Source organism: Halopseudomonas formosensis, assembly GCF_900115905.1.
Taxonomy (GTDB): domain Bacteria; phylum Pseudomonadota; class Gammaproteobacteria; order Pseudomonadales; family Pseudomonadaceae; genus Halopseudomonas; species Halopseudomonas formosensis.
On sequence record NZ_FOYD01000008.1, the window covers coordinates 104,197 to 130,391 of the forward strand.

Here is a 26,195-nt window from a genome sequence, read left to right on the forward strand (position 1 = left end):
GCATGAAGTATCCCATGACCATTCAGGGCGCCCGCGCCCTCGAGGAAGAGCTCAAGCACCTCAAGACGGTGATGCGTCCGCAGATCACCGCCGCCATTGCCGAGGCGCGAGAGCTGGGAGACCTGAAGGAGAACGCCGAGTATCATGCCGCCCGCGAGCAGCAGGGCATGGTGGAAGCACGCATCAGTGATATCGAGGGTCGTCTGTCGGCGGCCCAGGTGATCGATGTGACCACCATTCCCTATACCGGCAGGGTCATCTTCGGCACCACGGTCACCATCGCCAACGTCGAAACCGATGAGGAAGTGACCTATCGGATCGTCGGCGAGGACGAGGCCGAGATCAAGGAAGGCAAGATCTCGGTCACCTCGCCCATTGCCCGGGCGATGATCGGCAAGGAAGAGGGTGAGATCGTGGTGGTCCGTACCCCCAGTGGTGTCGTGGAGTACGAGATCGTCGAGGTCCAGCATCTGTGATGCCGGACGCTGCCTTGCCGGCCATGCGCAGTGGCAGGGTGGCCTGGCAACTGGCCCAGACCCTGTGGGTAGGCGGTGTCTGGATGCTGCATTTCGTTCTGCTGCCGGCGCTGGAGAAGTTCGGTCTGGCGCCGCTGCTGGTGCAGGAGATCGCCGGCTTCATGCGTCCGCTGGTGGTCGGCTTTGCCGTCGCCTGTGTGCTGCTGCAGTGTCTGCTGGCCTGGGTGGTGTTGCGCCGCCCGGTATGGCGGGATCTGCGCGGGCAGATGCTGTTGCTGGTGCTGGTCGCGGCGGCTGGCTTCTTTCTGGTGGTGCCGCTGCCGCGGGGTGATTACTGGCAGCTGTTCAGCTATCTGGTCATTGCCTTTGCCGGGCTGGTGCTGATCCTTCAGCCCCGGCCGGACGAGGAAGTGCCGCGCCGGGGCGAGGCTGCTCAGAAGTCCTTGTAGCGCACCAGATTGGACAGGTTGGGGTTGGGGGTCTTGCTGCGGCGCAGCAGTATCACCATCTTGCCGATAACCTGTACCAGCTCGGCACCGGTGGCCTGGCAGATCTCGTTGACCAGCAGCTGCTTGGTCTCGCGATCGCCGACCGTGACCCGGATCTTGATCAGTTCGTGATCGTTCAGAGCGCGGTCCAGCTCAGCCAGAACGCCCTCGGTAGTACCCTGTTCACTGACAATGACCACCGGCTTGAGGTGGTGACCGATGCGTTTGAAGGCCTTCTTCTGTTCAGAGCTGAGCGCCATAATAATCCGATGATTCCCGTTGATGAGTGTCAGTAGTCAAAGGGGCTTAGTATAACCGGCGGCGCTGGACGCTGCATGAGGTATTCCGTGGCAAGATCAAAGACCAGCAAGGGTTGGCTGAAGGAACATTTTGACGATCCCTATGTGAAGAAGGCCCAGAAGGACGGCTACCGCTCCCGCGCCAGCTACAAGCTGCTGGAAATCCAGGAGAAGGACCGCCTGCTGCGTCCCGGCATGACGGTGGTCGACCTGGGCGCCGCCCCCGGAGGCTGGTGCCAGGTGGCCAGCCGCCTGATCGGCGAGAAGGGCCGTATCATCGCATCCGACATACTGCCGATGGACGGCATAGCGGATGTCACCTTCATCCAGGGCGATTTCACCGAGGATGAGGTGTTCGAGCAGATCCTCGCCGCGATCGGCGGTCAGCCGGTTGACCTTGTTATTTCCGATATGGCCCCCAACATGAGTGGTACACCGGCTGTGGATCAGCCGCGTGCCATGTATCTGTGCGAGCTGGCACTGGACATGGCGGCCAGGGTATTGCGCCCGGGTGGCGACTTCCTGATCAAGGTCTTTCACGGTGAAGGCTTCGATGATTACTACCGGGATTTGCGCACACGCTTCGACAAGGTGCTTACCCGCAAACCGGGCGCGTCCCGGGACCGGTCGCGGGAAACCTATCTTCTGGGGCGCGGCTTCAAGGGCGAATGACTCTCAGGATGACACAGGGCGTTACACTGCTGAAACTGCCGCCATGGTGGAATCTGGTGTAATGTAAACAGGTCGGATAAACAGACGAAATACAGCCATGCCCCGACCATCATGCGGGGCAAGAGGATAGCGATTTGAACGACATGGCGAAAAACCTCATCCTGTGGTTGATCATTGCCGCGGTGCTGGTGACCGTGATGAACAACTTCAGCACCACCGCCGAGCCCCGCACGATGAACTACACCGAGTTCCTCGAACTGGTGAACGATCGCCAGGTCGAGCGGGTGACCGTCGACGGTTTCGTGATCACCGGCAAGCGCCGTGACGGGGAGACCTTCAAGACCGTCCGGCCGGCCATTCAGGACAACGGCCTGATCGGCGATCTGCTGGACAACAACGTGGTCATCGAGGGCAAGCAACCCGAGCGTCAGAGCATCTGGACCCAGCTGCTGATTGCCAGTTTCCCGATCCTGATCATCATTGCCATCTTCATGTTCTTCATGCGCCAGATGCAGGGCGGGGCAGGTGGCCGTGGTGGGCCGATGAGCTTCGGCAAGAGCAAGGCGCGGATGCTGTCCGAAGACCAGGTCAAGACCACCTTCGCTGATGTCGCCGGCTGCGACGAGGCCAAGGAAGAAGTCGCCGAGCTGGTGGAGTTCCTGCGTGACCCGGGCAAGTTCCAGCGTCTGGGCGGCCACATACCCCGTGGCGTATTGATGGTCGGCCAGCCGGGTACCGGCAAGACCCTTCTGGCCAAGGCGGTTGCCGGCGAAGCCAAGGTGCCCTTCTTTACCATTTCCGGCTCCGATTTCGTCGAGATGTTCGTCGGTGTCGGTGCCAGCCGCGTGCGTGACATGTTCGAGCAGGCCAAGAAGCATGCGCCCTGCATCATCTTCATCGACGAGATCGATGCCGTCGGCCGCCATCGTGGTGCCGGCCTCGGCGGCGGTCACGACGAGCGCGAGCAGACCCTCAACCAGTTGCTGGTGGAAATGGACGGTTTCGAGGCCAACGACGGCATCATCGTCATCGCTGCCACCAACCGCCCGGACGTGCTTGACCCGGCGCTGCTGCGCCCCGGCCGCTTCGACCGTCAGGTAGTGGTGGGGCTGCCGGATATCCGTGGTCGCGAACAGATTCTCAAGGTGCACATGCGCAAGGTGCCGCTGGGTGACGATGTGGTGCCCTCGGCGATTGCCCGCGGGACCCCGGGGTTCTCCGGTGCCGATCTGGCCAACCTGGTCAACGAGGCGTCCCTGTTTGCTGCCCGCGCCAACAAGCGGGTGGTGGAAATGGCCGAATTCGAGCTGGCCAAGGACAAGATCATGATGGGTGCCGAGCGCAAATCCATGGTCATGTCCGAGAAAGAAAAGCTCAATACCGCCTACCACGAGGCCGGTCACGCCATTGTCGGTCGTCTGGTGCCCGAGCACGACCCGGTCTACAAGGTGTCCATCATTCCCCGTGGGCGCGCCCTGGGTGTGACCATGTTCCTGCCGGAAGAAGACCGTTACAGCCTGTCCAAGCGCGCACTGATGAGTCAGATCTGCTCGCTGTTCGGCGGCCGTATCGCCGAGGAAATGACCCTGGGCTTCGACGGAGTCACCACCGGCGCCTCCAACGACATCATGCGTGCCACCCAGCTGGCCCGCAACATGGTCACCAAGTGGGGTCTGTCGGAGAAGCTCGGTCCGCTGATGTACGCCGAGGAGGAAGGTGAGGTATTTTTGGGTCGCAGTCAGGGTGCCCAGGCGACCAACGTCTCCGCCGAGACGGCACGCATGATCGACGAGGAAGTGCGGCGCATCATCGATGATTGCTACAGCACCGCCAAGCGCCTGCTTGAAGAGAACCGTGACAAGCTCGATGCCATGGCCCAGGCCCTGATGAAATACGAGACCATCGATCTGGAGCAGATCAACGACATCATGGCCGGCAAGCCGGTGCGTGATCCCAAGGGCTGGAGCGACGATGACCGTCGTGGTCCCGGGGCGGCGGCACCGACCACGGATGACAATCTCGACGCCAAAGATGAGCCCCGTGATGACGGGCTTATCGGTGGTCCGGCCGGCGAACACTGAGACAGGCATGAGCGAAACACGCACTAACTCCCGGTTGCCCTGCGGCGACCGGGAGCTCGACCTTTCCCGTACCCATGTCATGGGTATTCTCAACATGACCCCCGACTCCTTCTCCGACGGTGGCCGCTACAACCGCATGGACGCCGCGCTGCAGCGGGTGGAGCAGATGCTGGCTGCCGGTGCCACGCTGATCGATGTGGGCGGCGAGTCCACCCGTCCCGGCGCTGCCCTGGTCGGCGTGCAGGAGGAGGTGGATCGGGTGGTGCCCATGGTGGAGGCCATCCGCGCCCGCTTTGACACCGTGGTATCGGTGGATACCAGTACGCCCGAGGTCATCCGCGGCTCGGCGGCGGTGGGTGCCGGTCTGATCAACGATATCCGGGCTCTGCAGCGCCCCGGTGCGATGGATGCAGCGGTGGATACCGGCCTGGCAGTGTGCCTCATGCACATGCAGGGCGAGCCGCAGACCATGCAGCAGGCGCCGGAGTATGCCTCGGTGCTGGAGGCGGTGAACTCCTTCCTCGAACAGCGTGTCCAAGCCTGCCTCGACGCGGGGATCCCCCGTGATCGCCTGGTACTGGATCCCGGATTCGGTTTCGGCAAGACACTGCAGCACAATCTCGAACTGTTCGATGCCATGCCGCAGGTTCGCCCGCTGGACCTGCCCCTGCTGGTCGGCGTGTCGCGCAAGAGCATGATAGGTCAGGCACTGGATCGCCCGGTTGATCAGCGCCTGGCCGGCGGGCTGGCATTGGCGACGTTGGCGGTGGTCAAGGGAGCGCGTATTATCCGCGTCCATGACGTCGCGGAAACGGTCGACGCGGTACGCATGACTGAGGCGGTGCTGGCAGCCGGACGGAGCTGAGTCGGGTATCGGGCACCCACACGCTATTCTGAGCAGGATACTCAACAATGGAAAAACGCTACTTCGGCACCGATGGCATCCGCGGGCTGGTCGGAACCCACCCCATCACCCCCGAGTTCATGCTCAAGCTGGGCTGGGCGGCTGGCACCGCCTTCCGCAACAATGGCCACTGTCGCGTGGTGATCGGCAAGGACACCCGCATTTCCGGCTACATGTTCGAATCTGCCCTCGAGGCCGGCCTGTCTGCCGCCGGGGCCCAGGTGCAGCTGCTCGGTCCCATGCCTACCCCGGCCATCGCCTATCTCACCCGCACCTTCCAGGCCGATGCCGGCATCGTCATCAGCGCGTCGCACAATCCCTATTACGATAACGGCATCAAGTTCTTCTCCGCCGAGGGTACCAAGTTGCCCGATCAGCTCGAGTTCGAGATCGAGCGGCTGGTTGATGCGCCCATGCAGGTGGTCGAGGCCAGCCAGCTGGGCAAGGTGGCGCGTCAGGAGGATGCCTCGGGGCGTTACATCGAGTTCTGCAAGAGCAGTGTGCCGACCAGTACCAGCTTCAAGGGGCTGAAGATCGTTCTGGATTGCGCCCACGGTGCCACCTACAAGGTGGCGCCGGCGGTGTTCCGCGAGCTGGGCGCCAGTGTCAGCGTGATCGGAGCCACCCCCGATGGACTGAACATCAATGACGGCGTCGGCTCGACTCATCTTGCCGCGCTCAGCCGGGCGGTGGTGGAGCAGGGCGCCGATCTGGGTATCGCCTTTGATGGTGACGGCGACCGGGTCATGATGGTCGATGCCGCCGGCAATGAGGTGGATGGCGATCAGCTGCTCTACATCATGACCCTGGATCTGTACGAGCGCGGCGTGCTCGAAGGCGGCGTCGCCGGCACCCTGATGACCAATCTGGGTCTGGAGCTGGCCCTGCGCGAGCGGGACATTCCCTTCGTGCGGGCCAAGGTCGGCGACCGTTATGTGATGGCCGAGCTCTATAAGCGTGGCTGGTATCTGGGTGGGGAGTCCTCGGGGCACCTGGTGTGCCTGAAGCACACTACTACCGGTGACGGCATCATCGCCGCACTGCAGGTGCTGCGCGCCCTGCGCATGTCCGGCAAGAGCCTGGCCGAGGCCTGCAGCGGCATGAACAAGTGCCCGCAGAAGCTCATCAATGTGCGCTACCAGAGCAATGGCGGCTCGCCGCTGGATGCGCCAGAGCTGCGGGAAGCCGTCGCGGCTACCGAGGCGCGACTGGCAGACACCGGGCGGGTATTGCTGCGTCTGTCGGGCACCGAGCCGGTGATCCGGGTCATGGTCGAGGGGCAGAATGCCGCCCAGGTGAACCAGGAAGCCGAAGCGCTGGCGGCTGTGGTCAGGAAAATGTTCGCCGCAGACTGAAATCGCGGTTGTCTACGGGTGGCATTCTGGTTAACATTGGCGCCCGCTTGAGCAGAGAGGTTAGGCATGCGTCGTCCGCTGGTCGCCGGAAACTGGAAAATGCACGGTACCCGGCACTCCGTAGCTGAGTTGCTTGCGGGGCTCAACGCCCAGCAGTGGCCCGAGCAGGTCGACCTGCTGATTGCCCCGCCGGCGCTGTTCATTCAGCAATGCCGTGAAGCACTGGGCAGTTCGCCGCTGCAGCTGGCTGGCCAGGATTGTGCCTGGCAGGCCGAGCAGGGCGCGCTGACCGGTGAGATTTCTCCGGCGCAGCTGCGTGATGCCGGTTGCCAGTATGTGCTGGTCGGCCATTCCGAGCGCCGCAGCCTGCTGGGAGAGAGCGACGAGCTGGTCTGTCGCAAGTTTGCCGCCGCGCTGGCCTCCGGGCTGCGACCGATACTCTGTGTCGGCGAGACCCGCGAGCAGCGGGATGCCGACGAGACGGCGGATGTGGTCGGGCGGCAGCTGCAGGTGGTGTTGGACCGCTTCGGTGTCGGTGGCCTGGCCCAGGGTGTGATTGCCTACGAGCCGGTCTGGGCGATAGGTACGGGTCTGACCGCCAGTCCGGAGCAGGCGCAGGAAGTGCATGCGATGATTCGCGCACGCCTGGCGCTGCTGGATGACGAGCAGGCTCAGCAGGTACAGATTGTCTATGGCGGCAGTGTCAAGGCGGATAATGCCCAGGCCTTGTTCAGCATGCCGGATATCGACGGAGGGCTCGTGGGTGGAGCCTCTCTCAATGCAGATGAATTTGGCGCGATAGCACGTGCCGCGGGACAAGTTTAATGATTGAAACCCTTGTTGTGATCGTACATCTTCTGGTTGCCATCGCCCTGGTCGGCTTGATTCTGATCCAGCAGGGCAAGGGCGCGGAGACCGGTGCATCCTTTGGCGCTGGTGCTTCCGGTACGGTTTTCGGCAGCCAGGGTTCGGCGACTTTTCTGAGCCGCTTGACAGCTGCGCTGGCCACTGTATTCTTTCTGACCTCGCTGGGTCTGGCCTATTACGCCAGCTACAAGGCGGGCGAGATCCGTGATGCGGGTTTGCCGGTACCGGCGCTGCAGAGTCAGCCGGTCGCGCCGATCAGCGAAGATGTACCTGTTCTCGAAGAGCAGGCTCCTCAGGCTCCCGTCCAGGACGATGTTCCGGTACTGGACTGAGCCAACAGTTTTGCGGAAGTGGTGGAATTGGTAGACACGCTATCTTGAGGGGGTAGTGCCTTAGGGTGTATGGGTTCGAGTCCCATCTTCCGCACCAATCAGACAGGGCCTGCAGCAACGCAGGCCCTGTTCTTTTCCGGCAGAAGGGCGTCCGGTTGTCATATGCAGCCGTCGGGCGTATAATTTCTGCCTCGGATTCGCCGCGGGGTGGAGCAGTCTGGTAGCTCGTCGGGCTCATAACCCGAAGGTCGTAGGTTCAAATCCTGCCCCCGCAACCAGTTAAAGCCCCTTCAGAGGGGCTTTTTGTTAACTCCGGATTTCATCCCTGGATGAAGTGGCCGGAACCAGGATGGGCTTTCAGGCCCATTTTTTATTCGTGAAGAAAGGCGGTTGAATTTGTCCGGCAAGCTTACCGAGTTGGAGAACATGCTGATCCCGGTGGTCGAGGCTCTGGGCTATCGTTGCTGGGGGATCGAATTTCTCTCGCAGGGGCGTCACAGCCTGCTGCGGGTATATATTGATCACCCTGACGGTGTCAGTGTGGAAGACTGCGCGACCGTGAGTCGCCAGGCCAGCGCGGTGCTGGACGTGGAAGATCCCATCAGTGGCGACTATACCCTGGAGGTATCCTCTCCCGGGATGGACCGCCCGCTGTTCACCCTGGAGCAGTATGCTGCCTATGCAGGCGAACAGGCGAAGATCCGCTTGCGGGTGCCCTATGACGGGCGCCGCAATTTTCAGGGTGTCATCCGCGGGGTGGAAGGCGATGATGTGGTTCTTCAGGTAGAAGATCATGAATACCTGTTGCCCCTGGACAGTATTGACAAGGGCCATATCGTTCCGCGGTTTTGAGCATATTTCGGGCTCCAGTGGCCCCAATGGATGGCGTTAGGCGAGGCATACGATGAGCAAAGAAGTGCTACTGGTTGTGGAATCCGTTTCCAATGAGAAGGGCGTGCCGCCCGGAGTCATATTCGAGGCTCTGGAGCTGGCATTGGCCACGGCTACGAAGAAGCGCTACGAAGAGGAAGTGGATATCCGCGTAGCGATCAATCGGCAGACCGGCAACCATGATACCTACCGCCGCTGGACCGTGGTCGCTGACGAGGACTTCGAAGAGCCCGGCATGCAGCTGACCCTGGATCAGGCCCAGGAGCGCGATCCGGCCCTGCAGATCGGTGATGTGGTCGAGGAAAAGATCGAGTCCGAAGAGTTCGGCCGCATCGCCGCGCAGATCGCCAAGCAGGTAATAGTGCAGAAAGTGCGCGAAGCTGAACGGGCGCAGGTGGTCGATGCCTATCGTGATCGCCTCGGCGAGATCATCAGCGGTACCGTGAAGAAAGTCACCCGTGACAGCGTGATCGTCGATCTGGGCAACAATGCCGAAGCGGTGCTGCCGCGCGAGGAGATGATCCCGCGCGAGACTTTCCGTACCGGCACCCGCATTCGCGCGCTGCTCAAGGAAATCCGTGTCGAGAACCGCGGTCCTCAGCTGGTGCTGTCCCGCGCCTGTCCGGAGATGATCATCGAGCTGTTCCGTATCGAAGTGCCGGAGATCTCCGAGGAGCTGATCGAGGTCATGGGTGCTGCCCGCGACCCGGGTTCGCGGGCCAAGATCGCCGTACGCTCCAAGGACAAGCGCATTGATCCCCAGGGCGCCTGCATCGGCATGCGCGGCTCGCGGGTTCAGGCTGTTTCCGGCGAGCTGGGCGGTGAGCGCGTGGACATAGTGCTGTGGGACGAGAACCTGGCGCAGTTCGTCATCAACGCGATGGCGCCGGCCGAGGTCGCCTCGATCATCCTCGACGAGGATACCCGCACCATCGATATCGCCGTGGCCGAGGACAACCTCGCCCAGGCCATCGGCCGCAGTGGTCAGAACGTGCGACTGGCCAGCCAGCTGACCGGCTGGACCCTGAACGTGATGACGGAAGAGGATATCCGCGCCAAGCAGGAAGCCGAGACCGGCGATGTCCTGCGCAGCTTCATCGAGGAGCTGGACGTGGATGAGGAGTTGGCACAGATTCTGGTTGACGAAGGCTTCACTTCCCTCGAGGAGATCGCCTACGTACCCATGGAAGAAATGCTCGAAATTGACGGCTTTGACGAGGATATCGTCAACGAGCTGCGCTCACGGGCCAAGGACTGTCTGTTGACCAGGGCCATCGCCAACGAGGAGAAACTTGAGGAAGTCCAGCCCGCTGACGACCTGCTGAACATGGAAGGCATGGATCGCGCTCTGGCATTCCAGCTGGCGGCTCAGGGCATCCTGACCATGGAAGACCTTGCCGAGCAGTCGGTGGATGACCTGCTGGATATAGATGGAATCGATGAAGCCCGCGCCGCAGCTCTGATCATGGCCGCGCGGGCGCCCTGGTTTGAATAACCGGTCGGCTGGCAGCAACACCCGGCGGTAACGCCCGGCCCCCGACTGAGGAGAAAGTGAATGGCGGAAGTGACGGTCAAAGAGTTGGCTCAGGTAACAGGTACTCCGGTTGAGCGCCTGTTACAGCAGATGCAGGAAGCAGGGTTGCCGCACACAGGTGCCGAGCAGACTGTTTCCGATGAGGAGAAGCAGCGCCTGCTGGCGCACCTGAAGAATGCCCACGGCGAAGGCGGCAACGAGCCGAAGAAGATTACCCTCAAGCGCAAGACGGTCAGCACCCTGAAGGTCGCCGGCAGCAAGACGGTGAATGTGGAAGTGCGCAAGAAGCGCACCTACGTCAAGCGTGACGAGGTGGATCTGGAAGCCGAGCGCCAGCGCGAGCTCGAGGAACTGCGTGCGGCCGAGGAGGCCCGTCAGGCCGCTGCCGAAGCCCGTCGCAAGGCTGAGGAAGAGGAAGCACGCAAGGCCGAGGAAGCCGCGCGCGCTGCGGCCGAGCAGGCTGCACAGGCGGCACAGGCCGAAGCCAGGGCGGAAGAACAGGCCACCGCCGCAGAGCCGGCGGCAGCGCCTGCTGCTGCGGCCCCGGTTGCCGCAGAAGAAGCTCCGGCCCCGGCCCCTGCTCCCGGTGCTGCTCCGCGCAAGAAGGAAGAGCAGCGCCGTCGGGACCGTGTCGAGGAAGACGAGCGCAGTCGCAAGCGTGCCGGTGGCCCCAGCAAGGGCCGCATCGCTCCCCGTTCCGCCGATGACGATGAGGGCCTGGCCCGCCGTCGCGGTGGTGGTGGCAAGCTCAAGGCACAGAAGAAACGCAATCAGCACGGCTTCGAGAAGCCGACAGGGCCTATAGTGCGAGAAGTAGTGATCGGTGAAACCATCACCGTGGCCGAATTGGCCCAGAAGATGTCGGTCAAGGCGGCCGAGGTCATCAAGTACATGTTCAAGAACGGCACCATGGTGACCATCAACCAGGTGCTGGATCAGGACACCGCGTCCATCATCGCAGAAGACATGGGTCACCAGGTCAAGCAGGTCAAGGAAAGCGATCTGGAAGACCGTCTGGCCGAGGCCATGCAGTACGAGGGCGAGGAAGTCACCCGCGCCCCCGTGGTTACCGTCATGGGTCACGTTGACCATGGCAAGACCTCGCTGCTCGACTACATCCGCCGTACCCGCGTGGCCTCCGGCGAAGCCGGTGGCATTACCCAGCACATCGGTGCCTACCACGTGGAAACCGACCGCGGCATGGTCACCTTCCTCGATACCCCCGGTCACGCGGCCTTTACTGCGATGCGTGCCCGCGGTGCCAAGTCCACCGACATCGTGATCCTGGTGGTGGCCGCCGATGACGGCGTGATGCCGCAGACCGAGGAAGCGGTACAGCACGCCAAGGCTGCCGGCGTACCCCTGGTGGTGGCGGTAAACAAGATCGACAAGGAGCAGGCCGATCCGGATCGCATCAAGAACGATCTGGCTGCCCTCGACGTCATCCCGGAAGAGTGGGGCGGCGACACCATGTTCGTCCACGTGTCGGCCAAGGTCGGGACAGGTATCGACGAGCTGCTGGAGGCGGTACTGCTGCAGGCCGAGGTACTGGAACTCAAGGCCCAGCCCGATGCCCCGGCACGTGGCGTGGTCATCGAATCCCGTCTGGACAAGGGCCGTGGCCCGATCGCCACCGTGCTGGTACAGAACGGCACGCTGCGCCAGGGTGACGTGGTACTGGCCGGCGTCAACCATGGCAAGGTGCGCGCCATGCTCGACGAGAACGGTAACAACATCCGTGAAGCCGGCCCCTCCATTCCGGTGGCTATCCTCGGTCTGGACGGTACACCCGATGCCGGTGACGAGATGACCGTGGTGGCCGACGAGAAGAAGGCGCGGGAAGTGGCGCTGTTCCGTCAGGGCAAGTTCCGCGAGATCAAGCTGGCCCGTCAGCAGTCGGCCAAGCTGGAGAACATGTTCGAGAACATGGGCCAGGGCGAGAAGAAAACCCTCAACCTGGTGATCAAGACCGACGTGCGCGGTACGCTCGAAGCCCTGCAGGGCTCGCTCAGCGAGCTGGGCAACGACGAAGTGCAGGTCAAGATCATTTCCGGGGGCGTGGGTGGTATCACCGAGACCGACGCCAACCTGGCACTGGCGTCCAACGCCGTGATTTTCGGCTTCAACGTGCGGGCCGATGCATCGGCGCGCAAGGTGATCGAGAGCGAAGGTCTGGATCTGCGCTACTACAGCGTGATCTACGAGATCATCGAGGACGTGAAGAAGGCCCTGTCCGGCATGCTCGGCAGTGACGTACGCGAACAGATCCTCGGTGTGGCCGAGGTGCGTGACGTGTTCCGTTCGCCCAAGTTCGGTGCCGTGGCCGGCTGCATGGTCATCGAAGGTACCGTATACCGCAACCGTCCGATCCGCGTACTGCGCGAGGACGTGGTCATCTACGAAGGCGAGCTGGAATCCCTGCGCCGCTTCAAGGACGACGTCGGTGAAGTGCGTAACGGCATGGAGTGCGGTATCGGCGTGAAGAACTACAATGACGTGCGCATCGGCGACCGTATCGAGGTCTTCGAGCGGGTTCAGGTGGCACGTACACTGTAAGCTGGCGACAGGCACACAGGCTGAACGCGACAGGCGGTCCGGAAGGGCCGCTTGTCGTCTGTCGGTCCCGTACAGGGCTGTCCGCAGCCGATAATTGGTTTGCAGCTTGCCGCTGAAGGCTTGCAGCTAGAGGTTCAGATATATGGCCAGAGATTACAGCCGTACCCAGCGCGTGGCCGATCAGATGCAACGCGAACTGGCGTTGCTGATCCAGCGCGAAGTGCGCGATCCCCGGGTGGGCATGATCACAGTCACCGCGACCGAGGTCAGTCGTGACCTGGCGCACGCCAAGGTGTTCATTACCCTCATGGGTGATGCCGGCGCCGAGGATATTGCCGAGAATCTGGAGGCGCTCAAGGATGCTTCGGGTTTCCTGCGAGTGCAGCTCGGGCGGGTGATGAAACTGCGCACCATTCCGCAGTTGCATTTCTTCTACGACGAGAGCGTGCGCCGCGGTGTGCATCTGTCGTCGCTGATCGAGCGGGCGGTGGCCGAGGATCGCCGCCATGCCAGGGATGATGAGGAATAGCGGTGTCGGCTCCACGCAGCAAACGCCGTGATATCGACGGCATCCTGATTTTCGACAAGCCGCTGGGCATGAGCTCCAATGCGGCCCTGCAGAAGGTGCGCTGGTTGTTCAATGCCAGCAAGGGAGGGCACACCGGCAGTCTCGACCCGCTGGCCAGTGGCGTCCTGCCGCTGTGTCTGGGAGAGGCCACCAAGTTCTCCCAGTACCTGCTGGATGCGGACAAGACCTATGTCACCGAGGCGCGTCTGGGCATGACCACCAGCACCGGTGACGCCGAGGGCGAGGTGCTGGAGATGCGTCCCTGTCAGGTCTCCCTGGCCGATGTGGAGGCGGTGCTGCCACGCTTCACGGGTGATATCGAGCAGGTCCCGCCGATGTATTCGGCGCTCAAGCATGATGGACAGCCGCTGTACAAGCTGGCCAGAGCAGGGGAAACAGTGGAGCGCAAGCCGCGATCTGTTACCATACGCCGATTGACCCTGCTGGGACTGGAAGGGGATCGCCTGCGTCTGGAAGTGCAGTGCAGCAAGGGCACCTATATCCGTACCCTGGTCGAGGATATCGGCGCGGCACTGGGTTGTGGCGCCCATGTCGCCGCCCTGCGTCGCAGTCAGGCCGGGCCCTTCGATCTGAGTCAGGCGGTGACCCTCGAACAGCTCGAGGCACTGCATGCCGAGGGTGGCGCCACCGCGCTGGACCATCTGCTGCTGCCCTCCGACAGCGGACTGCTGGACTGGCCGGAGGTCAATCTGACCGAGCAGACCGCCTATTATCTCAATCACGGGCAGGCGGTGCGGGTGCCGGGAACCCCGGCTTTCGGCATGGTGCGGTTGCGTGACCACAACGGCCGCTTTATCGGCATCGGCGAAATGACCGATGACGCCCGGGTAGCGCCCCGGCGGTTGATGCGCTTCAATGGTTGAACATCGCAGGTGCCCGGCACCTGCAGGAAGTTGACCCGAGTGGGTCGCAACGAGGGTGGCTGTCAACAGGCACGGTCATTACTCGATTCAAAACACGGGACATTGTCCCGGCCTGTTACCTCAGAGGAAAGCTGTCATGGCACTGAGCGTTGAAGAAAAAGCTGCAATCGTTTCCCAGTATGCGCGTGGAGAAGGCGACACCGGTTCTCCTGAAGTCCAGGTAGCTCTGTTGACTGCAAACATCAACAAGCTGCAGGAGCACTTCAAGGACAACAAGAAGGATCACCACTCCCGTCGCGGTCTGATCCGCATGGTTAACCAGCGTCGCAAGCTGCTGGACTACCTGAAAACCAAGGATCTGGGCCGTTACAGCAGCCTGATCAGCAGCCTGGGTCTGCGTCGATAAGACCAGCCCCGTTTGGACATGGCCGGGTCCGACCCCCGGCCGTGCCCAGAGTTTCCCGAAGGGCAAATACAGTAAATAAAGAGAGAGAAGACACCGTGAAACCGGTCATCAAACAATTCAAGTTGGGCAATAACACCGTGACCCTGGAGACCGGCCGCATCGCGCGCCAGGCCTCGGGTGCGGTTCTGGTCAGTATCGATGACGCCGTCAGCGTACTGGTAACCGTGGTCGGTGCCAAGAATGCCGAGGCCGGTCGTGACTTCTTTCCGCTGTCGGTGCACTACATCGAGAAGACCTACGCGGCAGGCCGTATTCCCGGTGGCTTCTTCAAGCGTGAAGGGCGTCCCACCGAGAAGGAAACCCTGACCTCCCGCCTGATCGACCGTCCGATCCGTCCGCTGTTCGCCGAAGGCTTCATGAATGAGGTGCAGGTGATCTGTACCGTGGTCTCCACCGACAAGACCACCGATCCGGACATCGCTGCCATGCTGGGCACCTCCGCTGCACTGGCCATCTCCGGCATTCCCTTCGACGGCCCGATCGCCGGCGCCCGCGTCGGTTTCGACGACGTGCAGGGTTATGTGCTGAACCCGACCTACGAGCAGCTGAAGACCTCCCGCCTGGACATGGTGGTAGCAGGTACCGAGGACGCCGTGCTGATGGTCGAATCCGAGGCCCAGGAGCTGACCGAGGACCAGATGCTGGGTGCGGTACTCTTCGCCCACATGGAATTCCAGCCGGCCATCCAGGCCATCAAGGAACTGGCTGCCGAAGCCGGCAAGCCGGCATGGGACTGGCAGCCGGCGCCGGAGAATACCGCGCTGCTGGACGCGATCAAGGCCCAGTTCGGTGCCGCCATCGCCGAAGCCTACACCATCACCCACAAGCAGTCGCGCTACAACCGTCTGGACGAGCTGCGTGATGCCGCCATCGCCGCCCTGGCTGGTGAAGAAGAGGGCAAGCCCTCCGCCGGCGCCGTGAAGGACGCCTTCGGCGAGATCGAATACCGCACCGTGCGCCAGAGCATCGTCGACGGCAAGCCGCGTATCGACGGCCGCGACACCCGTACCGTGCGCCCGCTGAACATCGAAGTCGGTGTGCTGGCCCGTACCCACGGTTCCGCCCTGTTCACCCGTGGCGAAACCCAGGCCCTGGTGGTGACTACTCTGGGTACCGCCCGGGACGCGCAGCTGCTCGATACCCTGGAAGGCGAGAAGAAGGACGCCTTCATGTTCCACTACAATTTCCCTCCCTATTCGGTAGGCGAGTGTGGACGCATGGGTGGTACCGGTCGCCGTGAAATCGGCCACGGTCGCCTGGCCCGTCGCGGCATCCAGGCCGTGATGCCCGACATGGACCAGTTCCCCTACAGCATCCGCGTGGTGTCCGAGATCACCGAGTCCAACGGCTCCAGCTCCATGGCGTCGGTCTGCGGCGCCTCCCTGGCGCTGATGGATGCCGGTGTGCCGCTGAAGGCGCCGGTAGCGGGTATCGCCATGGGGCTGGTCAAGGAAGGTGACAAGTTCGCCGTACTGACCGACATCCTGGGTGACGAGGACCACCTCGGTGATATGGACTTCAAGGTCGCCGGCACCGAGAAGGGTGTTACCGCCCTGCAGATGGACATCAAGATCAAGGGCATCACCGAGGAGATCATGGAGCAGGCTCTGCACCAGGCCCACGAAGCCCGCCTGCACATCCTCAAGCAGATGAACGAAGTGCTGCCGGAGTCGCGCAAGGAGCTCTCCGCCAACGCACCGACCATGATCAGCATGAAGATCGACTCGGACAAGATCCGTGACGTGATCGGCAAGGGTGGCGCAACCATCCGCGGTATCTGCGAAGAGACCGGCGCCTCCATCGACATCACCGATGACGGCACCGTGAAGATCTTTGCTGCCAGCAAGGATGCCGCCAATGCCGCCAAGGCCCGTGTCGACGCCATCACCGCCGAAGCGGAAATCGGCAAGGTCTACACCGGCAAGGTCGAGCGCATCGTCGATTTCGGTGCCTTCGTCAGCATCCTGCCCGGCAAGGACGGTCTGGTACACATTTCCCAGATCGCCAACCAGCGCATCGAGAAGGTTACCGACGTGCTGCAGGAAGGTCAGGAAGTGAAGGTGCTGGTACTGGACGTGGACAACCGCGGTCGTATCAAGCTGTCCATGAAGGACGTGGAAGCGGCCGAAAACAGCGGCGTCTGATATCCGCAGCTGCAGCCAGCCAACAAAAAACCCGGTGCCGCAAGGCCCCGGGTTTTTTATGCCTGGATCTCAGCCCGGTCCGGGCTCGTCCTTCGGGTCCGACGCCAATGGCCGTTCCACAGTGGTCTCCGGCTCCAGCGGCTGCGCCGGGTCGCCGTCCCAGGGCTTGCCGTCCAGCGGCTTGCGGCGGGCCAGCTCGGCCTCGTCGAGACCCTTGCCGGCGCCGATGCGGTTGGCCGGTACTTCCTCCAGTTCGGTGTCGGCAGCCGGTTCGACGGGGCCCCGCTCCTGGGGCGAGCGAGCGCCGTCATCAGGCATCAGTGTCTCTGGCGCCGCGTCATCTGCGGTAGGCCCGTGGCCCGGAATGGCGGCTTCGGTCAGGCCGGCTTCGGCACTCCTGTCCCCGGCTTCATGTCGGGAAGGCACCTCGCCAATGGGGCCCATGGGGCTGTCAGTGGGGGCGTCCCGGTAGTCCTGTTCAACCTGCCGGCGGGCACTCTCGGTGAGGAATTGCTCATCCGGTTCATGGCGATCTCTGTTCATCTTCACCTCCGCATCCAGTTACTTCGGTTGACGTCGATGCGATGCAAAGATTCAGATTTTCGCCTCAGATGCGCCGGACCACCGCATGGGGATCGAAGTCATACCAGTGACCGTCGCGCAGGTCGCCGGTGGTGTGTTCCAGATCCAGGGCGCCGTACCGGCGCAGCACCGCCACGGCCGATTCCCGGGTATCGCCATCCACCCGTACCGCAACCAGCACCCCGGGTTCGCGCTCGGTGACCTCCGGCTGCTGCGTGGAGGGCTGGCCGGTCTGTTCGTCCACGTCCGACTCCTCGTCGGTACTGCTGACCGCCCCGACCAGGGAGCCGGTGTAGGCGCCCACGCCGGCGCCAATGGCGACACCGACCGGACCTATGATCGGCGCCGTGGCCGCGCCGGCAATGGCGCCGACAGTGGCACCGATCGCACCACCGCGGGCTGCTCCACCGCCGGCATGGCGGGCGCCCGCCGAGCTTTCATCATCTCCCCCTATGGGGTAGAGATCATGCTGTCCATGGGGATTGAGATAGAAGGCGGCCAGCGCATCCGCTGCAAAGCCGGCCTGACGCAGGGCAGCCAGAGCCTCATCGGCCCTGTCCTGCAGTTCGAATCGTCCCGCTATGATGTCATGCATGGGCATCGCCTTGGCAGAGAAGGGTAGTCTGGGCAGCATAGCAACGGAATTTTCGGCAAACCAAGCGGCAGCCTGGCTCGGGCTTGCCCGCCGCCCCGGTGTGCGGCAGCATCGACTCAACGAAAACGGGAGGACAGAGCGTGCAGCGTCTTTTTGTCGGCCTTGAATTACCCCAGTCCGTAGCCGAACAGCTTGGCCGGGTACGGGTGGAGTATCCCACGGCGCGCTGGCATCCGGCGCAGGCGCTGCACCTGACCCTGTGCTTTATCGGTGAGGTGGATGCGCAGACCGCCACCGCCATGGCCGGGGCATTGCACGACCTGCCCGATCCGGAGCTGAAGCTGACCATCCGCGGTGTGGGCTATTTCGGCACCCCGGAGCGGCCCCGAGTGCTGTGGGCAGGGGTGACCGCCGAGGCCGCGCTGATGCAGTTGCAGGAGGAGGTGGAGCAGCGTCTGGTACCTGTGGGGCTGGTGCCGGATACCCGTGCCTATCGGCCGCATATCACCCTGGCCAGGGTCCGGCAGGGCGGCGAGCCGTTACGGGCGTTTCTTGAAGGTCACGCGGATCTGGCGTTGCCCCCCTTCGCGGTGGACCACCTGAGTCTGTATGTCAGCCGTGGGGGAGAGGGTGGCGTACGCTATGAGGTGATCGAGCGCTTCAGCTGGCTGAAGCGCTGATCAAGCGCTGGGTCAGTCGCGGGCCAGTGCCAGCGCGACGCCCTGGCCGCCGCCGATGCAGAGGGTTGCCAGACCCTTGCGGGCGTTGCGGCGCTGCATTTCGTGCAGCAGGGTCACCAGAATCCGGCAGCCGGAGCCCCCGATCGGGTGGCCCAGAGCGATGGCGCCGCCATTGACGTTGACCTTGTCCAGATCCCAGCGCAGTTCACTGGCCACCGCCAGCGCCTGGGCGGCAAAGGCCTCGTTGGCCTCGACCAGATCCAGCTCATCAACCTTCCAGCCGGCCTTGCTCAGGCAGCGCTGGGTAGCACTGACCGGGCCTATGCCCATGATCGCCGGATCGACACCGGAACTGGCGCCGGCGGCGATACGGGCGAGTACCGGCAGACCCAGCTCAGCCGCCGTTTCGGCACTCATCAGCATGACCGCAGCGGCGCCGTCGTTGAGACTGGAGGCGTTGCCCGCGGTGACGGTGCCGTCGTTGCGGAACGCCGGCCGCAGCTTGCCCAGCGACTCCAGGGTGGTACTGGCGCGGGGCTGTTCGTCCTGGTCGATGCGCAGCGGTTCACCCTTGCGCTGGGGTACCTCCACCGGGGTGATCTCGTCGGCAAATCGGCCGGCCTGCTGCGCGGCGACTGCCTTCTGCTGGGAGGCCAGGGCAAAGGCATCCTGCTGCTGGCGACTGATCTCGTAGCGCTCCGCCAGGTTCTCGGCGGTGATGCCCATGTGGTACTGGTTGAAGGCGTCCCAGAGGCCGTCATGGATCATGCTGTCTACCAGCTGGCCGTTACCCATGCGCTGACCGGTGCGCGAGCTGGGCAGCAGATGCGGGGACAGGCTCATGGACTCCTGGCCGCCGGCAATCATGATCCGCGCGTCGCCGCAGCGGATCGCCTGGGCAGCCATCTGCACCGCCTTGAGGCCCGAGCCGCAGACCTTGTTGATGGTCAGTGCCGGTACGCTGTGGGGCAGGCCGCCATGCACCGCGGCCTGCCGGGCCGGGTTCTGGCCACAGCCGGCGGTCAGCACCTGGCCCATGATGACCTCATCCACGCTGCCCGGCTCCACACCGGTCTGCTCCAGCAGGGCGCGGATAACGGTCGCACCCAGCTGGTGTGCCGGAACACTGGCAAACTGGCCACCGAAACTGCCAATGGCAGTTCGGGTGGCGGCGACGATCACGACCTCTTGCATGGCGAACTTCCTCGAAGCAATCTGACGAAGCGGCAAGAATAGAGGCCACGCCCGGGTTGGACAACCATATTTACTCAGCTGCCCCTGTTGAGACGGTTCTCGATCAGGCTGTCGACCACCGAGGGATCGGCCAGGGTGGAGGTGTCACCGAGATTGTCCAGCTCGTCGCAGGCAATCTTGCGCAGGATGCGGCGCATGATCTTGCCGGAGCGGGTCTTCGGCAGTCCGCTGGTAACCTGAATGTAGTCCGGCCGGGCGAAGGCACCCACCTGCTCGCTGACCGCCACCTTGAGCTGGGCGAGAATATCCTCGGTCAGGGTGACGCCCTGCATCGGCATGACATAGGCGTAGATGGCCTGGCCCTTGATATCGTGCGGACAGCCGACCACGGCGGCCTCGGCTACCCAGTCGTTGAGGACCAGGGCGCTTTCCACTTCCGCAGTACCGATGCGGTGGCCCGAGATGTTCAACACGTCATCAACCCGACCGGTGATCCAGTAGTCGCCATCGGCATCCCGACGCGCACCGTCCCCGGTGAAATAGACGCCCTTGTAGGTACTGAAGTAGGTTTCCACCAGGCGCTGGTGGTCACCGTACACGGTACGGATCTGGCTCGGCCAGGATTGCTTGATCACCAGGTTGCCATCGGCGGGACCTTCGAGTTCGTTGCCATCGTTGTCTACCAGTGCCGGGACCACACCGAACAGCGGGCGCATGGCGGCGCCGGGCTTGAGGTCGCAGGCGCCGGGCAGCGGGGCGATCAGGATGGAGCCGGTCTCGGTCTGCCACCAGGTATCGACAATCGGGCAGCGACGCTGGCCAACGACCTGGTAGTACCATTCCCATACCTCGGGGTTGATCGGCTCGCCGACACTGCCGAGCAGGCGCAGGGACTGGCGCGAAGAATTCTTGAGCGGCTCTTCGCCCAGTGCCATCAGGGCGCGGATGGCGGTGGGCGCGGTGTAGAAGACATTGACCTTGTGCTTGTCGATCACCTGCCAGCAACGGGAGGCGTCCGGGTAGGTCGGCACGCCCTCGAACATCAGGGTGGTGGCGCCATTGCACAGCGGGCCGTAGACGATGTAGGAGTGGCCGGTGACCCAGCCCACGTCAGCGGTGCACCAGTAGACCTCGCCCTCCTGGTAGTCGAAAACGTAATGATGGGTCAGTGCCGTGCTGACCAGGTAGCCGCCGGTGGTGTGCAGCACGCCCTTGGGCTTGCCGGTGGAACCCGAGGTATAGAGGATGAACAGGGGGTCTTCGCTGTCCATCGGTTCGGGGGCGCAGTCTGCGCTGACCTGGGCGCAGGCTTCGTGATACCAGATATCCCGCTGCTCGACCCAGCCGATGTCGGCGCCGGTACGTCTGACCACCAGCACACTGTGCACATCCGGACAGCTGGCCAGCGCCTTGTCGACGTTCTGCTTCAGCGGCACCCGCCGTCCGCCCCGTACGCCCTCGTCGGCGGTGATCACCAGTTCGCACTCGGCGTTGAGGATACGGTCACGCAGCGCGTCGGGGGAGAACCCGCCGAACACCACCGAGTGGATGGCGCCAATGCGGCTGCAGGCGAGCATGGCGAAGGCCGCTTCGGGGATCATGGGCATGTAGATGCACACCCGGTCGCCCTTGCTGACGCCGCGTTGCTTGAGCACGTTGGCCAGACGGCAGACTTCCTCGTGCAGCTGACGGTAGGTGATGTGGCGTGAGTCGGCGGGGTCGTCGCCCTCCCAGATGATGGCGGTCTGGTTGGCGCGTTTCTTCAGGTGGCGATCAATGCAGTTGACGCTCACGTTGAGCTTGGCGTCGATGAACCAGGCGGCTTCGCCCGTTTCCATGTTGCTTTCGTGAACCTTGCTCCAGGGCTGCATCCATTCCACAAAGCGGTTGGCCTGCTCAGCCCAGAACATATCCGGTTGCTCGATGGACTGACGGTACATGCGCTCGTAACCGTCACGATCCAGATGGGTTCTGTAGAGCGGATTCTCGGATACCTTGTGGTTCTGAATCTTGTACATGGATCTTCCTCGATATTGTTATTGTCGCGCTCGGCGGCCTGAGGTTATACAGCGCAAGCGCTGTGCACATCCCAAGATTTGACTAGAAGCGGGTGCAATACAACCCTGCTTTGGTCGGATACGACGGGGTACTGCTGATGGATCGACCGGTTGCTGCCAACCGGTCGCCACCGGATTCAGCCCAGCGTGCAGCGCAGGTTGTCGATCAGGCGGGTGCGGCCGAGGAAGGCTGCCACAAGAATGGTGATGTCGCGGCTGTGTTCATCCGCCGGTTGCAGGGTAGTGGTGTCGCGCAGCTCCAGATAATCGGGACGGAAGCCGGCCCGCTGCAGCTGCTGACGGGCCTCTTCAAGCAGTGTGTCGAAGTCCCGGCGCCCGGCCAGCAGCTGGCCGGCCAGCTGCTGCAGCGTCTGGTACAGCTGCGGCGCGACGCGGCGCTCGTTCTCGTCCAGATAGCCATTGCGCGAGGACAGCGCCAGACCATCGGCGGCGCGGACGATGGGCGCGCCCATGATCTGGACCGGCAGGCACAGATCCAGTGCCATCTTGCGGATCACCGCCAGCTGCTGGAAGTCCTTCTCGCCGAACACGGCCACGTCCGGCTGAACCATGTTCAGCAGCTTGGTCACCACAGTGGCCACCCCGTCGAAATGCCCCGGACGACTGGCGCCGCACAGACCGTCGGATACCACCGGCACGCTGACCAGGGTATGGCCTTGCATGCCTTCGGGGTACATCTCGTTGACGCTGGGGGCGAATACCGTATGGGCTCCGGCATCCAGCAGGCGACGCTGATCCTCGGCGAGGGTGCGCGGGTAGCTGTCCAGATCCTCGTTCGGCCCGAACTGCAGCGGATTGACGAAGATACTGACCACCACATGGTCGGTGCGCTGCAGGGCCATTTCCACCAGGGCAATATGGCCCTCATGCAGGTTGCCCATAGTGGGTACCAGCCCGATGCGCTTGCCTTCCTGACGCGCCCGCGCCAGGGCTGCCCGCAACTGCGCGACCGTATGTACTGTATTCATGCTTTCAGAACTCGTGTTCGGCGGAGGGGAACTCGACTGCCTTGACCGCCCTGACATAGGCGGCGATGGCCGAAGGGATATCAGCCTGGCCAGCCATGAAATTCTTCACGAAACGGGGCAGGCGACCGGTAATCGACAGGCCGAGCATGTCGTGCACCACCAGAACCTGGCCATCGGTGCCGCTGCCGGCACCGATACCGATAACCGGAATATTCACCGCCTCGGTAATGGTACGCGCCAGCTCACTGGGTACGCATTCCAGCAGCAGCAGGGCTGCGCCGGCGGCCTCCAGTGCACGGGCGTCCTCCAGCATGGCGCGGGCCTGGTCTTCCTCGCGGCCCTGGACCTTGTAGCCGCCCAGTACGTTGACCGTCTGCGGAGTCAGTCCCATGTGCGCGCACACCGGAATGCCGTTACGCGTCAGGGTGGTAATGATGTCGGCCAGCCAGCGGCCGCCTTCCAGCTTGACCACATGGGCGCCGGCCTGCATCAGCCGGGCACTGTTGCCCAGTGCCTGCTCGAGGGTGGCGTAGGACATGAAGGGCAGGTCCGCCATGATCAGGGAGCCGCGGTTGCCCCGGCTCACGGCCGCCGTGTGATAGGCCATGTCCTCCACCGTCACCGGCAGTGTGCTGTCATGGCCCTGCAGTACCATTCCCAGGGAGTCACCGATCAGCAATACCTCGACCCCGGCCGTGCTTTCCAGATGGGCGAAGGTGGCATCGTAGGCAGTCAGACAGGTGAACTTCTCCCCGGACTGCTTGAGCTTGTTGAGGGTGGTCAGGGTAATGTCAGACATGGCAGATTCCAGTAATTCGGCCTTCTACAGGCAACATGGCTGTGATCGCCAGACAGGCGTGCTGACTGACGTTCCGGCTGCCGGGGCCCCTTGCGGCCTCGACAGTATAGTCTTCCTGACTTGAACAATGGTGCTCCACAATCATGATTCAGGCCCGGCCGGCGGTTCCGCAAAGGCGTTCCAGACCGGTATCGGGACAGTGCTGCAGCAGGGACTGCAACGGTGTTCCGTCGGGCATGATCAGATCCGCCGTCAATTCTGCCAGCGGATAAAGGACAAAGGAACGGGCGTGCATATGATAATGCGGGACCTGCAATCGGGAGGTGTCGATCTGCCTGTCCCCGTACAGCAGGATGTCCAGATCGAGCACGCGCGGGCCCCAGCGTTCGGCCTTGCGTACCCGGCCGGCCTGCAGCTCGATATCCTGCAGCGCATCCAGCAGGGATTCGGGCTCCAGCTCGGTCTCCAGCAGCGCCACCGCATTGATGAAGGCAGGCTGGTCCTGCGGCCCCAGCGGGGCACTGCGGTACAGCGAGGAATGGTCCAGCAGTCGGGTCTGCGGCAGGGCGGCCAAGGCCGTCAGCGCGCGGGTGACCTGAGCCACCGGGTCAGCCTGATTGCTGCCCAGGGCAATATAGCAATGGGGCATCAGGAGGCCGCTCCACTCCGTGGTTTGCGTTTGCGCGGCGCTCTGGAGCGCTTGCGCGGTGCATCACCGGCGCTGAGTTGCTGGATCATGCGCCGACGGTGTTCCGGGGAGGCATCCTGATACTCGGTCCACCACTGGCCCAAACCATGGGTCTGCTCGCCGGCGGCCTCGCGCAGCAGCAGGAAATCATAGGCGGCGCGGAAGCGCGGATGTTCGAGCAACTGGTCGGCGCGACGGCCCTGGCGCCGTTCCAGACGCGGTTGCAGGTCCCAGATCTCGCGCAGCGGTACGCTGAAACGCTTGGGAATGGCGGTGTGGCGGCACTGTTCGATCAGCACGTCGTGCGCGGCCTGTTGCTGGGCGGGGATCAGCGCAATGCCCTGGTTTTCCAGTTCCCGGGTGCGTTGAGGCAAAGCCGGCCACAACAGCGCGGCAAACAGGAACGCCGGAGTAACCGGACGCCCCTCGTTGATACGCTGGTCGGTATTGCGCAGGGCCTGGCGTATCAGCTTCAGGGTGTACTCCGGCTGCTCGTCGATGGCCTCGTCGGTATCCGGGAACAGGGGGGCGAACAGGTCATATTCCAGCAGCAGATCGAAGGTGCGTTCGCCCTTGCCGCCGAGGAACAGCTTGAGCACTTCGTCGAACAGGCGGGCCGCCGGAATGTCATACAGCAGCTCCGCCAGCTCGGCGATGGGAGCGGCGGTGTGGGGCTCTATTTCGAAGTCCAGCTTGGCAGCGAAGCGTACCGCCCGCAGCATGCGCACCGGATCTTCCTGGTAGCGCTGAACCGGGTTGCCGATCAGCCGCACCCGCTGGTTGCGGATGTCCTGTACGCCATTCACATAGTCATGGATGGTGCCGCGGGTGACGTCGTAGTACAGGGCGTTGATGGTGAAGTCGCGGCGCTGGGCATCATCCTCGAGGCTGCCATAGACGTTATCGCGCAGCAGGCGCCCGGACTCGCTCTGCAGTGACTGGTCGCGGCCTGCATCCTGATCCTCGGAATGCCCGGCGCGGAAGGTGGCCACCTCGATGATCTCGCGACCGAAGAATACATGGGCCAGCTTGAAGCGCCGACCGATCAGCCGGCTGTTGCGGAAAGTGGCGCGAACCTGTTCCGGGGTGGCACTGGTTGCCACGTCGTAATCCTTCGGGTCCAGGTCCAGCAGCAGGTCGCGTACACAGCCGCCGACTACGAAGGCCTGGTAGCCGGCCTGCTGCAGCCGTTCCACCACGGTGACCGCGTTGCGGCTGATCTGGTTGCGCTTGAGGGAGTGCTGGCTGGCCGGGATAACGGCAGGCGTAGTACGCCTGTGGGCGGGCCGCCCGAAGGGAGAGGGTAGTCTTTTCAGTAACTTGCGAATCATATGAGTGGGTAGTCCACCGGCGTTTCCAGCCCGGGCCTCCAGCCTTCGGGTATGACGGTCAGGGCGCAGGGTTTGTTTGCTCAGGCGCATCTACTTGCGCAAATGCCGCGTCGCTGGGGCCGCGAGGTGCCGGGGCCGCAAAAGAGCTGACGTTAACATGCATGTCGGTCGCGGGCAAAGCATCGCGGGGCTGCATGTTCGGATTCAAGTAGTGTGTCTGAATGACAGGATGGACATTCTAGCGCGAATACGGCGCGAAGAGTAACAAATGGCAGGAAATCGAAGCGGGAAGGGATTGCGGGAGGAAAGCTCAAGGGGAGTTTTCACTCCCCCTAATGGTTTCTTGTTATTGTTTTCTGAGCTGTTTCTTGTTCTTTTTGGCTGGGCGACAGTGCCACCCTGTGAACCCATCCCGGGTTGCCTAAAGCAAGCGGATTGCTTTGGATGCGCAGGAACAGCTCTGGTCAATCTGACATCGGTCCGGTGGGTTGCTCTGGCAACTTTTATTCTTCTCGGTCCAATCGAACATTATGTTCGCCGGCTGGAGGTTTCCCATTCTCCAAAAAAATCAGTTTGCTGCACTCGCACGTTTTGTTCTTGTTATGTGTGGAGCTGAATCTTGTTCTTGTTATGGGGTACTGCCTGGTTTTTATTTTTGTTCTGCCAATAACAAAGCACTTGCCGTGCCAGTTTTTGAAATGCCTTTAAAATCAGTGGCTTGCGATTATATGTGGGGCTGGTGGGCGGAACGCGAGGAGGGAAG

At 62.9% G+C, this 26,195-nt stretch carries 25 protein-coding genes and 2 tRNA genes; 18 read left to right on the forward strand and 9 right to left on the reverse strand.

Annotated elements, in window-relative coordinates; genetic code table 11:
• Positions 1 to 2: 2 nt before the first annotated feature.
• Positions 3 to 476, forward strand: a complete 474-nt coding sequence (gene greA, locus BM046_RS11855) for a transcription elongation factor GreA (RefSeq protein ID WP_090539731.1) — start codon at positions 3 to 5, stop codon at positions 474 to 476.
• Positions 476 to 925 carry a DUF4149 domain-containing protein gene (locus BM046_RS11860; protein ID WP_235818641.1) on the forward strand — a complete coding sequence of 150 codons (450 nt, stop codon included), beginning with the start codon at positions 476 to 478 and terminating at the stop codon, positions 923 to 925. The genes greA and BM046_RS11860 overlap by 1 nt, the downstream gene beginning before the upstream one ends.
• Here BM046_RS11860 and yhbY read toward each other — a convergent pair.
• Positions 910 to 1,224 (reverse strand): ribosome assembly RNA-binding protein YhbY, encoded by a 315-nt coding sequence (gene yhbY, locus BM046_RS11865; RefSeq protein WP_090539732.1) that lies wholly within the window; start codon positions 1,222 to 1,224, stop codon positions 910 to 912. The genes BM046_RS11860 and yhbY overlap by 16 nt on opposite strands.
• Positions 1,225 to 1,311: 87 nt before the next feature.
• On the opposite strand from yhbY, the gene rlmE reads away from it, so the two are divergent.
• From rlmE to pnp, 15 genes are all read left to right on the forward strand, one after another.
• A complete protein-coding gene (rlmE, locus tag BM046_RS11870) occupies positions 1,312 to 1,935 on the forward strand; it encodes a 23S rRNA (uridine(2552)-2'-O)-methyltransferase RlmE (protein ID WP_090539733.1) in 624 nt (207 codons plus the stop codon).
• Between the two features lie 143 nt (positions 1,936 to 2,078).
• On the forward strand, positions 2,079 to 4,016 hold the full coding sequence (gene ftsH / locus BM046_RS11875) for an ATP-dependent zinc metalloprotease FtsH (RefSeq protein ID WP_090539830.1): 1,938 nt from the start codon (positions 2,079 to 2,081) through the stop codon (positions 4,014 to 4,016).
• A 7-nt stretch (positions 4,017 to 4,023) separates the two neighbouring features.
• Entirely contained in the window at positions 4,024 to 4,881 is an 858-nt protein-coding gene (gene folP / locus BM046_RS11880; RefSeq protein ID WP_090539734.1) for a dihydropteroate synthase, read from the forward strand.
• A gap of 47 nt (positions 4,882 to 4,928) precedes the next feature.
• Positions 4,929 to 6,275, forward strand: a complete 1,347-nt coding sequence (glmM, locus tag BM046_RS11885; RefSeq protein ID WP_090539735.1) for a phosphoglucosamine mutase — start codon at positions 4,929 to 4,931, stop codon at positions 6,273 to 6,275.
• Between the two features lie 66 nt (positions 6,276 to 6,341).
• On the forward strand, positions 6,342 to 7,100 hold the full coding sequence (gene tpiA / locus BM046_RS11890; protein ID WP_090539737.1) for a triose-phosphate isomerase: 759 nt from the start codon (positions 6,342 to 6,344) through the stop codon (positions 7,098 to 7,100).
• The gene (gene secG, locus BM046_RS11895; protein WP_090539739.1) at positions 7,100 to 7,474 is read left to right on the forward strand and encodes a preprotein translocase subunit SecG; all 375 of its coding nucleotides are present in this window, start codon (positions 7,100 to 7,102) and stop codon (positions 7,472 to 7,474) included. The genes tpiA and secG overlap by 1 nt, the downstream gene beginning before the upstream one ends.
• 12 nt (positions 7,475 to 7,486) lie before the next feature.
• Positions 7,487 to 7,571 (forward strand) — tRNA-Leu (locus tag BM046_RS11900).
• A gap of 104 nt (positions 7,572 to 7,675) precedes the next feature.
• Positions 7,676 to 7,752: transfer RNA gene (locus BM046_RS11905), tRNA-Met, on the forward strand.
• 118 nt (positions 7,753 to 7,870) lie between these two features.
• On the forward strand, positions 7,871 to 8,326 hold the full coding sequence (rimP, locus tag BM046_RS11910) for a ribosome maturation factor RimP (protein ID WP_177197851.1): 456 nt from the start codon (positions 7,871 to 7,873) through the stop codon (positions 8,324 to 8,326).
• A gap of 52 nt (positions 8,327 to 8,378) precedes the next feature.
• Complete coding sequence (gene nusA, locus BM046_RS11915) at positions 8,379 to 9,860, forward strand: transcription termination factor NusA (protein WP_090539741.1); 1,482 nt, start codon at positions 8,379 to 8,381, stop codon at positions 9,858 to 9,860.
• A gap of 60 nt (positions 9,861 to 9,920) precedes the next feature.
• Positions 9,921 to 12,455: a translation initiation factor IF-2 gene (infB, locus tag BM046_RS11920; protein ID WP_090539743.1), complete on the forward strand. Its 2,535-nt coding sequence runs from the start codon at positions 9,921 to 9,923 to the stop codon at positions 12,453 to 12,455.
• 142 nt (positions 12,456 to 12,597) lie between these two features.
• Complete coding sequence (gene rbfA, locus BM046_RS11925; RefSeq protein WP_090539745.1) at positions 12,598 to 12,984, forward strand: 30S ribosome-binding factor RbfA; 387 nt, start codon at positions 12,598 to 12,600, stop codon at positions 12,982 to 12,984.
• Positions 12,985 to 12,986: 2 nt separating this feature from the next.
• Positions 12,987 to 13,907 carry a tRNA pseudouridine(55) synthase TruB gene (gene truB, locus BM046_RS11930; protein WP_090539747.1) on the forward strand — a complete coding sequence of 307 codons (921 nt, stop codon included), beginning with the start codon at positions 12,987 to 12,989 and terminating at the stop codon, positions 13,905 to 13,907.
• Positions 13,908 to 14,043: 136 nt separating this feature from the next.
• Positions 14,044 to 14,313, forward strand: a complete 270-nt coding sequence (rpsO, locus tag BM046_RS11935) for a 30S ribosomal protein S15 (protein ID WP_090539750.1) — start codon at positions 14,044 to 14,046, stop codon at positions 14,311 to 14,313.
• A gap of 95 nt (positions 14,314 to 14,408) precedes the next feature.
• Positions 14,409 to 16,517, forward strand: a complete 2,109-nt coding sequence (gene pnp / locus BM046_RS11940) for a polyribonucleotide nucleotidyltransferase (protein WP_090539753.1) — start codon at positions 14,409 to 14,411, stop codon at positions 16,515 to 16,517.
• A gap of 69 nt (positions 16,518 to 16,586) precedes the next feature.
• Here pnp and BM046_RS11945 read toward each other — a convergent pair whose 3' ends face one another.
• On the reverse strand, positions 16,587 to 17,060 hold the full coding sequence (locus BM046_RS11945; RefSeq protein WP_090539755.1) for a hypothetical protein: 474 nt from the start codon (positions 17,058 to 17,060) through the stop codon (positions 16,587 to 16,589).
• A gap of 64 nt (positions 17,061 to 17,124) precedes the next feature.
• Positions 17,125 to 17,694, reverse strand: coding sequence for a glycine zipper 2TM domain-containing protein (locus tag BM046_RS11950; protein ID WP_090539757.1), 570 nt, complete (start codon positions 17,692 to 17,694; stop codon positions 17,125 to 17,127).
• Between the two features lie 140 nt (positions 17,695 to 17,834).
• Here BM046_RS11950 and thpR point away from each other — a divergent pair, with 140 nt between their 5' ends.
• A complete protein-coding gene (gene thpR / locus BM046_RS11955) occupies positions 17,835 to 18,374 on the forward strand; it encodes an RNA 2',3'-cyclic phosphodiesterase (RefSeq protein ID WP_177197852.1) in 540 nt (179 codons plus the stop codon).
• A 12-nt stretch (positions 18,375 to 18,386) separates the two neighbouring features.
• Here the strand turns inward: thpR and BM046_RS11960 are convergent, their stop codons facing one another.
• From BM046_RS11960 to BM046_RS11985, 6 genes are all read right to left on the reverse strand, one after another.
• Positions 18,387 to 19,568 (reverse strand): acetyl-CoA C-acetyltransferase, encoded by a 1,182-nt coding sequence (locus tag BM046_RS11960; RefSeq protein ID WP_090539761.1) that lies wholly within the window; start codon positions 19,566 to 19,568, stop codon positions 18,387 to 18,389.
• Between the two features lie 74 nt (positions 19,569 to 19,642).
• Positions 19,643 to 21,586 (reverse strand): acetate--CoA ligase, encoded by a 1,944-nt coding sequence (gene acs / locus BM046_RS11965; protein WP_090539763.1) that lies wholly within the window; start codon positions 21,584 to 21,586, stop codon positions 19,643 to 19,645.
• A gap of 176 nt (positions 21,587 to 21,762) precedes the next feature.
• The gene (panC, locus tag BM046_RS11970) at positions 21,763 to 22,614 is read right to left on the reverse strand and encodes a pantoate--beta-alanine ligase (RefSeq protein ID WP_090539766.1); all 852 of its coding nucleotides are present in this window, start codon (positions 22,612 to 22,614) and stop codon (positions 21,763 to 21,765) included.
• A 4-nt stretch (positions 22,615 to 22,618) separates the two neighbouring features.
• A complete protein-coding gene (gene panB, locus BM046_RS11975) occupies positions 22,619 to 23,413 on the reverse strand; it encodes a 3-methyl-2-oxobutanoate hydroxymethyltransferase (RefSeq protein ID WP_090539768.1) in 795 nt (264 codons plus the stop codon).
• A gap of 148 nt (positions 23,414 to 23,561) precedes the next feature.
• On the reverse strand, positions 23,562 to 24,062 hold the full coding sequence (gene folK, locus BM046_RS11980; RefSeq protein ID WP_177197853.1) for a 2-amino-4-hydroxy-6-hydroxymethyldihydropteridine diphosphokinase: 501 nt from the start codon (positions 24,060 to 24,062) through the stop codon (positions 23,562 to 23,564).
• On the reverse strand, positions 24,062 to 25,432 hold the full coding sequence (locus tag BM046_RS11985; protein ID WP_090539772.1) for a polynucleotide adenylyltransferase PcnB: 1,371 nt from the start codon (positions 25,430 to 25,432) through the stop codon (positions 24,062 to 24,064). Before BM046_RS11985 ends, folK begins: the two co-directional genes overlap by 1 nt.
• Positions 25,433 to 26,195: the final 763 nt, after the last annotated feature.

Bases quoted from the DNA above. Each gene is read 5' to 3' on its own strand.
- rbfA (WP_090539745.1), top strand. From the start codon at position 12,598: ATGGCCAGAGATTACAGCCGTACCCAGCGCGTGGCCGATCAGATGCAA.
- BM046_RS11945 (WP_090539755.1), bottom strand. From the start codon at position 17,060: ATGAACAGAGATCGCCATGAACCGGATGAGCAATTCCTCACCGAGAGT.
- BM046_RS11860 (WP_235818641.1), top strand. From the start codon at position 476: ATGCCGGACGCTGCCTTGCCGGCCATGCGCAGTGGCAGGGTGGCCTGG.
- BM046_RS11960 (WP_090539761.1), bottom strand. From the start codon at position 19,568: ATGCAAGAGGTCGTGATCGTCGCCGCCACCCGAACTGCCATTGGCAGT.
- tpiA (WP_090539737.1), top strand. From the start codon at position 6,342: ATGCGTCGTCCGCTGGTCGCCGGAAACTGGAAAATGCACGGTACCCGG.
- BM046_RS11985 (WP_090539772.1), bottom strand. From the start codon at position 25,432: ATGATTCGCAAGTTACTGAAAAGACTACCCTCTCCCTTCGGGCGGCCC.
- yhbY (WP_090539732.1), bottom strand. From the start codon at position 1,224: ATGGCGCTCAGCTCTGAACAGAAGAAGGCCTTCAAACGCATCGGTCAC.
- greA (WP_090539731.1), top strand. From the start codon at position 3: ATGAAGTATCCCATGACCATTCAGGGCGCCCGCGCCCTCGAGGAAGAG.
- panC (WP_090539766.1), bottom strand. From the start codon at position 22,614: ATGAATACAGTACATACGGTCGCGCAGTTGCGGGCAGCCCTGGCGCGG.
- panB (WP_090539768.1), bottom strand. From the start codon at position 23,413: ATGTCTGACATTACCCTGACCACCCTCAACAAGCTCAAGCAGTCCGGG.
- nusA (WP_090539741.1), top strand. From the start codon at position 8,379: ATGAGCAAAGAAGTGCTACTGGTTGTGGAATCCGTTTCCAATGAGAAG.
- infB (WP_090539743.1), top strand. From the start codon at position 9,921: ATGGCGGAAGTGACGGTCAAAGAGTTGGCTCAGGTAACAGGTACTCCG.
- folP (WP_090539734.1), top strand. From the start codon at position 4,024: ATGAGCGAAACACGCACTAACTCCCGGTTGCCCTGCGGCGACCGGGAG.
- glmM (WP_090539735.1), top strand. From the start codon at position 4,929: ATGGAAAAACGCTACTTCGGCACCGATGGCATCCGCGGGCTGGTCGGA.
- acs (WP_090539763.1), bottom strand. From the start codon at position 21,586: ATGTACAAGATTCAGAACCACAAGGTATCCGAGAATCCGCTCTACAGA.
- rpsO (WP_090539750.1), top strand. From the start codon at position 14,044: ATGGCACTGAGCGTTGAAGAAAAAGCTGCAATCGTTTCCCAGTATGCG.
- folK (WP_177197853.1), bottom strand. From the start codon at position 24,062: ATGCCCCATTGCTATATTGCCCTGGGCAGCAATCAGGCTGACCCGGTG.
- ftsH (WP_090539830.1), top strand. From the start codon at position 2,079: ATGGCGAAAAACCTCATCCTGTGGTTGATCATTGCCGCGGTGCTGGTG.
- BM046_RS11950 (WP_090539757.1), bottom strand. From the start codon at position 17,694: ATGCATGACATCATAGCGGGACGATTCGAACTGCAGGACAGGGCCGAT.
- secG (WP_090539739.1), top strand. From the start codon at position 7,100: ATGATTGAAACCCTTGTTGTGATCGTACATCTTCTGGTTGCCATCGCC.